The organism is Clostridium sp. C1 (genome assembly GCF_018223625.1).
Taxonomy (GTDB): Bacteria; Bacillota_I; Bacilli_A; order Erysipelotrichales; family Coprobacillaceae; genus Allocoprobacillus.
In genome coordinates this window covers 2,161,902-2,176,116 of record NZ_CP073631.1, presented here as the reverse complement: position 1 = coordinate 2,176,116, position 14,215 = coordinate 2,161,902, and the positions used below count along the sequence as shown (strand labels likewise).

The 14,215-nt window shown below is 27.6% G+C and carries 15 protein-coding genes and 1 riboswitch; of the genes, 10 read left to right on the top strand and 5 right to left on the bottom strand.

From position 1 onward, the window contains the following. The first annotated feature begins 12 nt into the window (after window positions 1–12). The 3 genes from mnmE to KEC48_RS11660 all read left to right on the top strand — a co-directional run bounded on the left by mnmE (window position 13) and on the right by KEC48_RS11660 (window position 3,038). Window positions 13–1,371 (top strand): tRNA uridine-5-carboxymethylaminomethyl(34) synthesis GTPase MnmE, encoded by a 1,359-nt coding sequence (gene mnmE / locus KEC48_RS11670; protein WP_249191358.1) that lies wholly within the window; start codon window positions 13–15, stop codon window positions 1,369–1,371. Window positions 1,372–1,373: 2 nt separating this feature from the next. Next, entirely contained in the window at window positions 1,374–1,595 is a 222-nt protein-coding gene (locus KEC48_RS11665) for a hypothetical protein (RefSeq protein ID WP_087359928.1), read from the top strand. A 102-nt stretch (window positions 1,596–1,697) separates the two neighbouring features. Then, a complete protein-coding gene (locus KEC48_RS11660; RefSeq protein WP_087359925.1) occupies window positions 1,698–3,038 on the top strand; it encodes an MATE family efflux transporter in 1,341 nt (446 codons plus the stop codon). 50 nt (window positions 3,039–3,088) lie between these two features. On the opposite strand, the gene KEC48_RS11655 is transcribed toward KEC48_RS11660, so the two are convergent. The 4 genes from KEC48_RS11655 to KEC48_RS11640 all read right to left on the bottom strand — a co-directional run bounded on the left by KEC48_RS11655 (window position 3,089) and on the right by KEC48_RS11640 (window position 6,701). Further along, entirely contained in the window at window positions 3,089–4,219 is a 1,131-nt protein-coding gene (locus KEC48_RS11655) for a hypothetical protein (protein WP_211962419.1), read from the bottom strand. Beyond that, window positions 4,194–4,907 carry an ABC transporter ATP-binding protein gene (locus KEC48_RS11650; RefSeq protein WP_211962417.1) on the bottom strand — a complete coding sequence of 238 codons (714 nt, stop codon included), beginning with the start codon at window positions 4,905–4,907 and terminating at the stop codon, window positions 4,194–4,196. The genes KEC48_RS11655 and KEC48_RS11650 overlap by 26 nt, the downstream gene beginning before the upstream one ends. A 77-nt stretch (window positions 4,908–4,984) precedes the next feature. After that, window positions 4,985–5,653 carry a PRD domain-containing protein gene (locus KEC48_RS11645; protein ID WP_211962415.1) on the bottom strand — a complete coding sequence of 223 codons (669 nt, stop codon included), beginning with the start codon at window positions 5,651–5,653 and terminating at the stop codon, window positions 4,985–4,987. 70 nt (window positions 5,654–5,723) lie between these two features. Continuing rightward, window positions 5,724–6,701, bottom strand: coding sequence for a metallophosphoesterase (locus tag KEC48_RS11640; RefSeq protein WP_211962413.1), 978 nt, complete (start codon window positions 6,699–6,701; stop codon window positions 5,724–5,726). A 168-nt stretch (window positions 6,702–6,869) separates the two neighbouring features. Continuing rightward, window positions 6,870–7,042, top strand: a riboswitch (Lysine riboswitch). 66 nt (window positions 7,043–7,108) lie between these two features. On the opposite strand from KEC48_RS11640, the gene KEC48_RS11635 reads away from it, so the two are divergent. From KEC48_RS11635 to lysA, 4 genes are read left to right on the top strand one after another with little or no spacing between them, the layout of a single operon-like run. Further along, window positions 7,109–7,558: an ACT domain-containing protein gene (locus KEC48_RS11635; protein ID WP_211962411.1), complete on the top strand. Its 450-nt coding sequence runs from the start codon at window positions 7,109–7,111 to the stop codon at window positions 7,556–7,558. Window positions 7,559–7,569: 11 nt separating this feature from the next. Beyond that, a complete protein-coding gene (gene dapA, locus KEC48_RS11630; protein ID WP_087359907.1) occupies window positions 7,570–8,466 on the top strand; it encodes a 4-hydroxy-tetrahydrodipicolinate synthase in 897 nt (298 codons plus the stop codon). 1 nt (window position 8,467) lies between these two features. Further along, window positions 8,468–9,211: a 4-hydroxy-tetrahydrodipicolinate reductase gene (gene dapB / locus KEC48_RS11625; protein ID WP_087359904.1), complete on the top strand. Its 744-nt coding sequence runs from the start codon at window positions 8,468–8,470 to the stop codon at window positions 9,209–9,211. A 12-nt stretch (window positions 9,212–9,223) separates the two neighbouring features. Continuing rightward, entirely contained in the window at window positions 9,224–10,534 is a 1,311-nt protein-coding gene (gene lysA, locus KEC48_RS11620) for a diaminopimelate decarboxylase (protein ID WP_211962409.1), read from the top strand. Here the strand turns inward: lysA and KEC48_RS11615 are convergent. Beyond that, window positions 10,528–11,388, bottom strand: a complete 861-nt coding sequence (locus tag KEC48_RS11615) for a LysR family transcriptional regulator (protein WP_211962407.1) — start codon at window positions 11,386–11,388, stop codon at window positions 10,528–10,530. The two genes, lysA and KEC48_RS11615, sit on opposite strands and share 7 nt — an antisense overlap. A 106-nt stretch (window positions 11,389–11,494) precedes the next feature. On the opposite strand from KEC48_RS11615, the gene KEC48_RS11610 reads away from it, so the two are divergent. The 3 genes from KEC48_RS11610 (at window position 11,495) to KEC48_RS11600 (ending at window position 14,157) form a co-directional block, all read left to right on the top strand. Beyond that, window positions 11,495–12,112 carry a DUF6198 family protein gene (locus KEC48_RS11610; protein ID WP_249191357.1) on the top strand — a complete coding sequence of 206 codons (618 nt, stop codon included), beginning with the start codon at window positions 11,495–11,497 and terminating at the stop codon, window positions 12,110–12,112. Window positions 12,113–12,153: 41 nt separating this feature from the next. After that, window positions 12,154–12,525, top strand: coding sequence for a hypothetical protein (locus KEC48_RS11605; RefSeq protein ID WP_211962403.1), 372 nt, complete (start codon window positions 12,154–12,156; stop codon window positions 12,523–12,525). Between the two features lie 324 nt (window positions 12,526–12,849). Next, window positions 12,850–14,157: an ATP-binding protein gene (locus tag KEC48_RS11600; protein WP_211962405.1), complete on the top strand. Its 1,308-nt coding sequence runs from the start codon at window positions 12,850–12,852 to the stop codon at window positions 14,155–14,157. The last annotated feature ends 58 nt before the right edge of the window (window positions 14,158–14,215 follow it).

The window sequence follows — 14,215 nt, the reverse complement described above, 5'->3', positions numbered from 1 at the left end:
TTGTTATACTATATGAAAAAGAAAGGAAATGATTTCATGAATGATGATATTATTGTTGCAATAGCGACTTCAAGATTAGAAGCAGCTATATCTATTATTCGATTAAGTGGAAAAGACTGTATAGCTTTTGTTCAAGCATTTTTTACAGGAAAAATCATGGATAAAGCAAGTCATACGATTACATATGGATTTATAAAAGATGGCAATGAAAAAATAGATGAAGTTTTAGTAAATATATATCGAGGACATAAAACATTTACTGGTGAAGAAATGGTAGAGATTAACTGTCATGGTGGTATTTTTATTACACAAAAGGTGTTAAACCTTTGTTTAAAAAAAGGTGCCCGTATGGCAGAACATGGAGAATTTTCTAAAAGAGCTTTTTTAAATGGACGTATTGATTTATCACAGGCTGAAGCAATTAGTGATTTGATTAGTGCCAAAAATGATTATGCTTCTCAATTAGCATTAAAAGGAATACAAGGAAATATCAGTCATTTTATTGAAGATTTAAAAGAAGATCTGATTCAAATTATTACCCAAATAGAAGTCAATATTGATTATCCTGAATATGAAGATGTAGAAGAATTAACAGCTCAATCTCTACTTCCTAGAAGTGTTCAATTACAAGAAAAGATGAATCATATTATTGATTCATCTAAAAATGTTCATTTATTAAAAGATGGTATTTCTACTGTGATTATAGGAAAACCTAATGTTGGAAAATCAAGTTTATTGAATGCTTTATTAGATGAAGATAAAGCGATTGTTACAGATATTGCAGGAACAACAAGAGATATTGTTGAAGGAACGATTCGTTTGGATCATATTGTTTTAAACATGATTGATACAGCAGGCATCAGAGATACTGATGATGTTGTTGAAAATATTGGTGTTCATAAATCAAAAGAACTGATTCATCAAGCAGATTTAGTATTACTTGTATTAGATGGTTCTCAACCACTAACGAGGGAAGATCAGGAATTATTAGAATTATCTAAAGATACGCAAAGAATTATTGTTATAAATAAAAAGGATCAAGGACAAATCAATGATATTGATGGTATTGAAATTAGTGCGAAGAATCATGATATAGAGCCATTAATTCAAAAGATTAAAGAAATGTTTGAATTAGGAAAAATTACATCTTCACAAGATGATATATTAGCGAATGCCAGACAAATTCAATTATTAGAAAGAGCCAATCAGTCATTAAAAAATGCTATTATAGCGATGGAACAATCTATACCAACAGATTTAATTGTTACTGATTTATATGATAGCTGGGAAAGTTTAAAAGAAATATTAGGAGAAAGAGCAAAAGAAGATTTATTAGATGAATTATTTAAACGCTTTTGTATAGGTAAATAAAGATGAAAAAGTATCAATTTTTAGCAGAAAGATATTATAAATTTTTTAAATATTTAAGAACCATTGGTTTAATTAGTATGATTGTTTTTCTGGTTGTTACAGCTTTTAATCGAAATAATTCTACACTTTCTATCATCAGTTATTTTGCTATATTATTGACATTAGCCTGTCTTTTGGAATGTGTGATTTTATATGTTTTATATTTAATATTGAAACGTAAGTAAGAAGATGAAGAAATTCATCTTTTTCATTTCAAAAAGAGAAAAGATTCCTTATTTTTAGACAAGAGTGCTATAATAATCAAACGAGGGAAAGGGGAGAATATGATGAGTAGAAGTTATGAAATTGATATGTGTCATGGACCATTGTTAAAACAAATTATTATTTTTTCAGTACCATTGATGCTATCGGGGATATTACAGTTACTTTTTAATGCAGCAGATATTATTGTTGTTGGAAGATTTACGGGAAGTGAAGCTTTAGCAGCTGTAGGTTCGACAAGTTCTTTGATTAACTTATTGGTCAATTTGTTTATCGGAATATCTGTTGGTGCTAATGTTTTATTTGGAAGATTTTGTGGAGCTAACGATGATAAAAATGCATCGGAAACAGTACATACTGCCATCTGTACAGCTATTTATGGTGGAATTCTCATGATATTTGTGGGAAATATTCTAGCTGAACCTATGTTACAGCTGATGGGGACACCAAGTGATGTTATTGATTTAGCAACACTTTATATGCGTATTTATTTTGTTGGTATGCCAGGTTTTATGATTTATAACTTTGGGGCAGCATTATTAAGAACTGTTGGTGATACCAAAAGACCACTTTATTTTTTAACATTGGCAGGTATTATTAATGTGATATTTAATTTAATATTTGTCATTGTATTTCATTTAGGAGTTGCTGGAGTTGCAATTTCTACTGCTATGTCTGAATGTATTTCTGCTATATTAGTCATGAGATGTTTGATTCAAGCAGATGGTGTTTTAAAATTATCAAAAGATAAATTACATTTTCATAAAGATAAATTAATTAAAATGTTGAAAATTGGTTTACCTGCAGGATTACAGGGAATGGTTTTTAATATTTCTAATGTTTTAATTCAATCATCAGTCAATTCATTTGGTTCTATTATAGTCGCCGGTAATACTTCAGCAAGTAATATTGAAGGATTTGTTTATACAGCTATGAACTCTATTTATCAGACATCTTTAAGTTTTACAAGTCAAAATATGGGAGCAAAAAATTATTCAAGAGTGAATCAAATTCTCGTAAGATGTTTAGCTGTTGTTAGTGTTATAGGTTTTGTTTTAGGATTTGGAGCTTATCTATTAGGAAATATTTTATTAACAATTTATTCAACTGATCCACAAGTTATTTCATCTGGTCTTATTCGTTTAAGTATTGTAAGTGCATCCTATTTTTTATGTGGTATTATGGATGTCATTGTAGGAAGTTTAAGAGGTATGGGTTATTCCATGATGCCAATGCTTATCTCTTTAACAGGAGCTTGTCTATTTAGAGTTATTTGGATTTTTACCATTTTCCAAATGAATCATAGTTTATTTATACTTTATGTTTCTTATCCAATTTCATGGATTTTAACTTTAACAGCACAACTTATTTGTTATTTTAAAGTTCGTAAACATGCATTTGTTTAGACTAAATAAAAAAAGGGAATCTCATATAGGATTCCCTTTATACATATTCATTAAATGTATCTAAATAGTTTGAAATAAGATAATACATGATTAAACAAAACTATAATAAATATTATCAATATATTCATCAAAATCTGATATATAGAAAAAGGATAGATAAAATAAAAGATGATTGAGTATATGACATTAAAAATATTAAGAATAATAAACTTAAATATGAAAAACGCTTTATAAGAAATTAATCTTAGCTGCAAGAGTTGACGATCTTCTACAACAATTCTTCTATAAAAATTATAGATTGATAATTGTAGACACATATAAGATACAAATACAAATTCTTTAGGAACAGGAATTAAACAAAGATATAAGATAAGAAGTTGTGGAAAATGAAGAATAAAATAATAGAAATCTTTATATAAGATTGCCTGAAATTGATAATTATTAGAATATCTTGAGAAGAAACAAGTTATATGATAAGTGGTTAAATATATGAATTGATCAATTTTTTCTTTTAAATAAGAAAATGGTTCCTTTCTTATATTGAACATTGAATTGGTAAGAATAGTGTTAAGATGTAAATAAAAGAATATACTGCATAATATAAATAAAGGGAGTGTCATTATAAAAAGAAGTTTGATATCAATAAGCACACTGATGATAGAAAATATAACTAATGTATAGGCAAGAATTAAACCAAAGTTTTTCTCATTGCATAATGAATATACAAGAAAATAAATAATATAAAATATCATGAATTCAGAAAGAATAAGCATACTTAAGATATGTATAGGAAGATTTGTAAAAAAATAATTAATAATAAAAGTGGCAATAATGGGAACAATAGAATACACTAGACTGGCAGAAATCTTTGCTAAGATGATATAGAAAAGATTTATTTTTTTAGCAATCATTGACATAAAAATAGCTGAATCTTCTAGAAAACCATTATAAGATAAATATGTGATAATACCAGATAAACTCAAAAGAGATAAATAAGAAAGACTTAATTTTGTAGAAATAATATTCATGACTTCTGGTGTAAATAATATATTGAGTGGATTGATACTCATATAGATAGTTAATGCAGCAAAGGTAATCATGCTTATGAATGCAATAAATAAAGTTTTCAATGGATATCTTAAATAGAGCTGTATTTTAAATATATTCAACCATGTTTTCATGACTTTCATCTCCATATATTTCTTTATACTTTTTATAAAATGATTCATTATTTATTTTATTTTTATAATTCATTTCAATAATTTTGTAATCTTTCATGATGATATATTGTGTTGCAACTTTTTCTAAAATATCCAATTGATGTGAAGATATGAGAAAATTGAATCCTTTTTTTGTTAATGAGTTAATGAGATTTGTAATTTCTATTGTGGAAATGGGATCAATTCCATTAAAAGGTTCATCTAATATCATAAGTTTTGAGTGACTCAAAATAGTGATAAGAAAAGCAACTTTTTTTTCTTCTCCTGAAGATAAGTGAATACATTTTTTGTTAAGAAGTTGCCTTAATTTCAGATAATCAATCAATTCATTAAAGAAAGCATCATTTAAATTCAAAGATTGATTGTTATATATTTGATACCAGAATTTAATATTTGCTATAACAGTAAGATTAAAGTAAAGATTACTGTCATAGGGAAGATAAGCAATATCATTAGGTTTAGAGATGCTTATTTTTCCAGATTGGGGTGTCAATATACCACATATAAGATTAAAAAGGGTTGTTTTTCCAGCACCATTATGTCCCATAAGAACGATGCAATCCTTATTGAAGTGAAGTGATGCATTAAGCTGATGAAATATTATTTCTTTTTTATAGGCAAAGTCTAAGTTTTGAATATGAATATCCATATAAGTTCTCCTTTTTATCATAATAAATATAAAACCAGAAGTCATATCACTCTGTATGATTTCTGGTTAATTTCATTTTATTTTTTTAATGCTGTACCAAAATGTAAAGCAATATAAGCTAATTCATGTTCATTAAATCTTTTATGATAATGTTGTTCCACAATGTCATTAAAGATTTCAGCACATTTATATTCTAATTGAAATTGAGCTTGAATCTTATCTTTTAATGGATTATCAGTGAGTTGACGATTATTTTGTAAACGATCTAATGCAGGATAGAAATGTAATGTCATACCTGTATAGAACTCTTTATTTTTTCTTAAATCTAATTGAAGATCGTTTTGAATACGATTAATAGTTTCATTAATAATATCTTCAGTTTCATCATCACATAAATCAAATTCACAATTAAAATCAATATCTAAAAGATTGATATTGGCTAGATACATTGTAACATATTGAACTTGATTTCCATCTATTTCAACATGAAATTGTTGATCTAATTCATTAACAATTTGTTTAGAAACTTGATAATATTCGTGATTTTTTAAATGATTAATTTGACTTTCACTTGTTGGAATATAAGTTCCATTAATTTCTCTAGAAATACATAAAGAAAGATGAATAATTAAATTATCAAAAGATACTTCAGATATTTCAATGTGATGTTCTTCAATAATCTTTTTTACAATACCTTCAATTACTTCTTTTCTATTTTCATATTGACTATCTAATTCTATAACCATATAACCCTTACCTCGCTTTTCATATGATATATTATTTGAAATCAAAAGTCTACCATAAAAAAATTTTTTCTTAAAATGAAACATGTACTTCAATATATTCACAATGAGTCAATAATCTTATAGGATAACCCCATGATCCAAAACCACTAGAAACAATCAAAGATTGATCTTGATTTGTTAATAAACCATAGTCATTATCATAAATCAATCCAGTAATAATAGAACCAGGAAAGACTTGTCCTGCATGAGTATGACCTGAAAGTTGTAGATCAGCAATCTCTAAGTTTTCTTGGTAACGTTGAGGATTATGATCTAAGACAATAGTTGGTAATGATGAATCCATGTTTTGACAAATATCTTCTATAGAGTGAGAAGAATGATAACTGACATCTTCTCGTCCTATTATATTAAAAAGACCATCAATACATACAAAGTTTTCATTTAAATAAGTTATATTGTATTTTTGATAGAGTTCACGAGTAGAAAGAGATATATATTTTTCATGATTACCATCAATCGCAATAATACCATATTGGCTATGGATTGTTGAAAGAATTTGTAAGGCCTGATGAATACTATCAATAGATGAGGATTCATCAAAAATATCTCCACCTAAACATACTAAATCATATTGTTTTTGATTAAGTTTTTTTACAAGATTTTGAATATCTTGAGGTGTTGTTCCACTGCCAATATGAATATCACTAATAAATGCTATGTTTAAAGAATCTAAAGATGTTTCTTTATGAATTAAAATATTATAATGTGTTATTTCTTTATGAAAATGAGAATAGTAACCTATCCCAGTTGTAAAAATAGATATAAATACACATATGAAAAGAATCCATTTTTGAAAAGATTGCTTAAAAATATGACACCAGAGTTGATAAATCAACAAACATAACATCAAAAGAAAGCTACAAAGTATATAAAAGCTAACAATGTTAAACCATAAATCAAAAGATGGTTTCAATAAAACTTTCAATAAAATAGTGACTATTGATAAACTTGTACAAAGATAAAGAATATAACGTCCACTTTTTTTCATATATTTAAATATACACAGGAAGTAGTAAAAAGGTGCTATAATGAGAAAGAGAGATAAAATTGTATAGAATAAAAGCATCATGAAGAACACCTCTTTTCTTTTTTACAAGTATAACATAATTGAACAAAAAATAAAGGTTGCTTTCAAAGAACGCATATGATAGTATTAAAAAAAGATAGAGGTGCAAGAGTTAAGAGTTCTTTTATATGAATAGGTGCAACTAAAAAAGAAGGAGGAACGATTGCCGAAGGGATAATTATTTGCATGTGATTATTGCCTGGGGGTATAGAGAATATCTATATCACTGTCACTTTAGGATAAAGTGGTGTGCTATTGCTTAATAAAATCATCTTTATTATTGCAATGGGCCCATTGCAATTTTTTATTAATAAAAGAAGGTGAAAGTAATGAAATTGATTGAATCTGATAGTCATATTATTCAAGTCAAATTGATGAATGTAGAAAAGAATTCATTATTTGTTGGAGATATTTTTCAAACAATTTCTTCAATGAATGTGAATATTGATATGATTTCAGAAGTGATTTTAGAAGATGAAATGCGTATTGATTTTACATGTAGTCAAGATGATCAAAAGAATTTAGATGAAGCACTGTCTTTAATAAGAACAAAACATCCACGTATACAAATTTATCAAAATAGACAAGTCGCTAAAATTAAGATTGAAAGTGATGCTATGAAAGATGAAATAGGTGTGGCAGCAGCAGTATTTACTGTTTTAGGAAAACATCAAATTCCTTTGCTTCAAGTCACAACATCAGAAGTATCTATTTCTTGTGTTATTCCATTGGAATGTGTTGATTTAGCTATGTCAGAAATAAAAAAAGAATATAAATAGGAGGGTTATTTATGGAACCAATTTTTGAAGGAAGTGCAGTTGCGCTTGTATTACCCATGTTAGATGATGGAAGTATTGATTATGATGGTTTTAAAAGACAAGTTCAAAGAATGATTGATGGTGGTGTTCAAGCTATTTTAGTGAATGGAACAACAGGTGAAACACCAACAATTCATATTGATGAAGAATTTGAATTAACAAAAATTGTTATGGAAATGACAAAAGGAACAGGTATCAAAGTCATTGCAGGTGCAGGTTCTAATGATACAGAAACAGCTTTGAAAAAAGCAAAGTTTGCTAAGGAAGTAGGAGCTGATGCAATATTAGTTGTGACACCATACTACAATAAAACAAGTCAAAGAGGGCTTATTGAACATTATACTTATATTGCTGATCGTGTGGATATTCCAATGATTCTTTATAATGTTCCGGGACGTACAGGAATGAATATTAGTGTAGATACAGTTGTAGAACTAGCAAAACATAGAAATATTAAGGCCATGAAAGATGCAACAGATAATATTGCTTATGCAATGGATGTTTTAACACAGACAAGAGATTTAGATTTTGATATGTACAGTGGTTGTGATGATAATATTTTACCGTTTATAGCAGCTGGAGGAAAAGGTGTGATTTCTGTATTATCTAATCTTTATCCAAGGGAAACAGAAAAATTTGCTCAAGCTGTATTAAAAGGTGATATGAAACTGGCACAAGAAATGGCATATGATTTTAATGATGTCAGCAAATATTTATTTGTTGATGTTAACCCAATTATGCCTAAAGCAGCTTTAAAGAAAATGGGTGTTTGTGGGGAAATGGTAAGAAGACCTTTAATTCCAACAACACAAGCCAATAAACAATTATTATTTGATGCAATGGAAAGATTTGAAAAGAAGGGTTATTAAAATGAATGTATTAGTTTATGGATTTGGTTTAATGGGTAAAAAAGTTGCCCAAGCTGTAAGAAACAACACACAAATGAATTTAGTGGGTGTTGTTTCACCTGTCTTTGATGCGAAAATTGACGAAAAAATGTATACATCATTAAGTGAAGTCAATGAAAAGATTGATGCAATTATTGATTTTTCACATCCGGATAATTTAAGTGATATTTTAAAGTTCGGTGTTAAAAATCATTGTGCTCTCGTTTTAGCAACAACTGGATATACACAACAACAAATTTTACATATTGAAGAAGCTTCTTCTCAAATTCCTATTTTTCAATCATACAACACTTCTTTTGGTGTATCAATGCTAACAAAGATTGTAAAAGAAGTAGCTAAAGAATTTTATGATAATGATTATGATATTGAAATTATAGAAAAACATCATAATCAAAAAATTGATGCTCCAAGTGGTACCGCAAAACTTTTATATGATGTGATTCATGAAGATATTAATGAAACAAAAGAAGTTTATGATCGTTCAACAGTTCATCATAAACGTGAGAAGAAAGAAGTAGGCATTCAATCAGTAAGAGCAGGAACAATCTTTGGGGAACACACTGTTTTATTTGCAGGGCATGATGAGATTATTGAAGTGAAACATACAGCTTTATCAAAAGAAGTTTTTGTTCAAGGAGCGATTAGTGCCTGTTTGAAGATTGTAGATAAAGATAATGGGTTATTTAGTTTAAAGAATTTATATTAAAGGGGAATAAAAATGGTTTTACAAACACAATTTGCTCAAATAAGAGATCGTAGCTTATATATAGACGATGTGGATGCAATGGATTTAGTGAAAAAATATGGAACACCACTTTATGTGATGAGTGAAGGTCATATAAGACATCAATTGAACGAATTAAAAACAAAGTTCTTGGATAAATATGATCATGTTTTACCACTATTTGCTTCTAAATCATTTAGTTGTTTAGAAATTTATCGTATTACCAGTGAATATGGTATTGGTATTGATTGTGTCAGTGCTGGAGAAATTTCTATTGCTTTAAAAGCAGGATTTGATCCACATAAGATTTATTTCCACGGAAATAATAAACTTCCATCAGAAATAGATTATGCGATTGCTCATGATGTTGATCATTTTGTGATTGATAACTTTTATGAAATTGAACTTGTTGAAAAGTATGCTAAAAAATATGATAAAACAATTTATGCAACAGTAAGAGTTGTTCCAGAAATTAAGGCTGGGGGACATGGTTATATCCAAACTGGTCACAAAGATACAAAGTTTGGCTTTAGTGCCAGAAACGGCATTTATTTAAAAGCGATTCAACAAATTGTAGATTCATCTCATATTGAATTTGAAGGTATTCATTGTCATATTGGTTCACAGGTTTTTGATTTATATGCTTATATTAGTGCAATGCATAGATTTGTTCGTTTTGCTTATGAAATATATGATCAGTTAGGTGTCATGGTCAAAGTGATTAATGCCGGTGGTGGTTATGGAATCGCCTATACGAAAAAAGATGAACCACTAGAATTTGAAACAATCACATCTGAAATTATGAATATTATTAAAGATGGATATGATAAACGTGGTTGGGATATGCCAATGGTTTTAGTAGAACCGGGACGTTATGTTGTAGGAAATGCTGGTATTACATTGTATACTGTAGGTTCTGTAAAAGATATCCCAGATGTCCGTACTTATATGAGTGTGGATGGTGGTATGACAGATAATATTAGAACGGCTTTATATGATGCACAATATGATGGTATTATTGTTAATAAAGCTTATGAACGTCGTGATACAAAGGTAACAGTAGCTGGAAAGATTTGTGAGTCAGCAGATATTGTCGTTAAGGAAATTATGTTACCTTATCCTGAACCCGGAGATATATTTGCTCAATTTTCTACTGGTGCATATCATTATTCTATGTCATCAAATTACAATCAGCTACCAAAACCAGCAGTTGTCTTTACTTATCAAGGTAAAAGTAAATTAGTCATTAGAAGACAGACTTTTGATGATTTAGTAGCTTTTGATGTTCAAGAAGATTATCAATAAGAGGAAGAAGCATTATTCTTTCTCTTTTTTATACTTTGTAAAAATGCATTTAAATTTTTATTTTGAGAATTTTTATGCCAAATCAGATAAATATGGAATTGTTGAGAAAAGTCTTTTAAAGGCAAAAAGCAAAGATATTTTTGATAAGCATAATAATCTTCAACAAATTGGGCTAAGATGGCCGTATCTTGACTAATAGCTAAATGCATGAAAAGAGTATCTAAATCATGGCTTATAAAATCAGGATGACTTGTATCCATAATCACGTGTGTTTGATTTTTTATATCAAAATAGTTTAAAGATGAATATGAAGATAAAACGTGATTTTTACTCATAGCAACAACAAATGGATAAGAATAGATATGCAGATAGTCAAATTGTTCTTCAAAAGAAATATGATTATGATTAAGTCTAGCCGTAAATACACAATCAACTTTATAATTTTTTAACAAATCTTCAATTTCTTGTCTAGAATCACGATAAAGCTGAATATCCATATGTTTATTGTATTGGTAAAAGTTTTGAATATTTTTAATCATAATACAATGTTCAATACCTTTTAAATATCCAATTTTTAATTGACCAAAATTTTCATGATGTAAATATTGAATTGTTTGATAACATTCTTGATTTGCTTCTAAGACTTTAAGAGCACTTTTTAAAAAGATTTCTCCTTGCTGAGTTAACTGCACATTCTTTTTGTTTCTTATAAATAACTGAAAACCAAGTGTTTTTTCTAAATGTTTAATATGATTACTAACGGCTGTTTGAGAAATAAATAGATTTTGACTGGCTTTTGTAAAGTTTAAAGTTTTAGAAACTTCGACAAAGCATTTTAATTGTTGAATATTCATAGAAAAACTCCTTTATTATAACTTTTAGTTATTATATCATATCATTTTTATATTAGACAATTATGATAAATTGATTAAAATAAGTATAAATTGAAGGAGTTAGATTATGAAAAAAATCATTATTTATATTATTGGTTTAAATTTTTTAGCATTAGGAATTGTATTGAATATTTCTACAGGACTAGGAGTTGCTGCTTTATCAAGTTCCATTTATACAACAAGCCAAATATTTCATATGTCATTAGGAACAGCCTCTATTATCTGGTATATTATGTTTGTTGGAATACAATGTTTATTATCAAAGAAAATAACGAAGGAGTACCTTTTAGAAATACCACTATCTTTTGTATTTGGTTATCTTAATGATTTTTATGATTATATTATTCATATAACACCATCTTCTTTTGTATATTCACTGTTATTATTATGTATTGCTTTACTTTGTATTTCTTTAGGCGTTTATTTGACAAGTGAAACAAACTTTGTATTAAATCCAGGAGATGGCATTGTCAAAACGATAAGTGAAGTTTTCCATTATCCTTTCTATAATGTCAAAAATATGTTTGATATTTCTATGATTTTATGTTCACTTGTTTTAAGTTGGATAACACATAATCCTATTATGGGAATAGGTATAGGAACTATCATTTCAGCAGTTATGATTGGTAGGCTTATTAAAGTCTGGCAATATCTTCTTCAAAAAAGATTATTTATTGAGGTATAAAGTTTTTAAATATGTTCATAATTCCACTATGAGGTGAAATTATGAACAATCTAAAAAAGCTTATTTTTATTATTCTTGTCTGCATGTTATGTGTTAGTGTTGAAGCAAAAAGTCAAAATCCTAAATATAAAATTATTTCAAATAGTTATAAACAAGAAGATATTAATGAAATGTATGAAATAAAAAATGAATTACTTATAGATTATAAAGAATGGGTCAAAGGTGTTGATAATCCAGATCAGGCTTTAGCTGATCATCAAGATGATTATCATGCAACTTTTAAACAAGGTGTCTATACCATTATATTAGGTGATGGATTAGGAAAAAGTTTAACTGGTGATTTAAAAGTTAATTATTGTGAAACAACAAAAGATTTAAAAACCAAATCTTTAATATGGGATTGGTTGTTTTAAATCTATTGAGTTATTTGAATAAAGTGGTGATATGATTATATATTTATTTTATCATGTATAAGAACAATGATTACTCATTGCCATTTTTATCGTGTGCCACGCATGATATAAACTTTAGAATCAGTAATAGTACCTTCGGTCATTATTCTATTAAAATATTGTATACTTGACATAAAATGACAATATTTATAGATATCCCTCATTATAATAATTATAAATAAATCTATAGCAAAAAAACATAAATATATAATTTTTTGCACTCAACAGCAAAAACTTTATAAAATAAAAAGTTTTTGCTATAATATGCTTAATGGAGGAGATTCTATGAAAAAATATGATTTAAAAAATAGAGATTTGTATTTAAATAAGTTAAAAGTGTTTCAAGATACAGAACCTGTTAAAGTTGTGACAGGAATACGTCGTTGTGGGAAATCGAGTCTTTTAAAGCTTATGGTGAATTATTTATTAGAATCTGGTGTTCATGAAGAACAAATTATAGAGATGAATTTTGAATCATATGTATATAGAAAAATGAATGCTGATGATTTTTATCATTATGTTTCACAATTGATTATACCTCATCAAAAAATGTATCTTTTTTTTGATGAACTTCAAAGAATTACTGGATGGGAAGATGTTGTTAATTCTTTTCGTGTTGACTTTAATTGTGATATTTATATTACAGGTTCAAATGCCTATTTATTATCGTCACAATACTCTACTTATTTATCTGGAAGATATGTAGAAATCAAAATGTTACCACTGTCTTTTCAAGAATTTATTGATTTTCATGGTTTTACAATAAAGGAAACAATCAACGCCTTAGGAAATAAAAAAAGATATGTTTATGATTCAAAAGGAGATAGATATGAATTAAATGAACTATTTCAAGCTTATATGCGATATGGTGGTATGCCAGGAATTGTTGATGTAGGGTTAGAACAAGAAAGAGTTTTAACATTATTGGATGGCATTTATTCAACGGTTATAGTGAGAGATATTTTAGAAAGAGAAACTTTAAAAAGTCAAAGAAAAATAACTGATTCAGTTTTACTTAGAAAAATTATTATGTTTCTTGCAGATAATATTGGTAGTAATATATCTATTTCAAAAATCGGAAATGTTCTTATGGATGAGGGATTATTGGAAAAGGAAAGAAAAACCAAACCAAGTCATCATACTGTTCAAGCTTATGTTAATGCTTTATTAGAAGCTTATTTTTTCTATGAAATTAAGAGGTTTGATATAAAGGGAAAAGAATATTTACGTACCTTAGGAAAATTTTATATTGTTGATATAGGATTAAGAAATTATTTGTTAGGATATAGAAATAGAGATACAGGACATGTATTAGAAAACATTGTTTATTTTGAATTGTTAAAACGAGGATATGATATTGCGGTTGGAAAGATCAATCAGTTAGAAATAGATTTTATTGCGACTAAAGCTGATGAAAAATTGTATGTGCAAGTTACTGAATCAATGATAAGTGAATCAGTCCGTAAAAGAGAATTAACTCCACTAGAAAAAGTCAACGATAATTATGAAAAAATTATTTTATCCTTAGATAATGAAACTATGTCATATAATGGTATAAAATTATATAACATAATGGATTGGTTAATTGAATAAGAAAAATAAACTTGTTATCAGTGATTTATATGAGATATATATGAGAATTTATTAATAA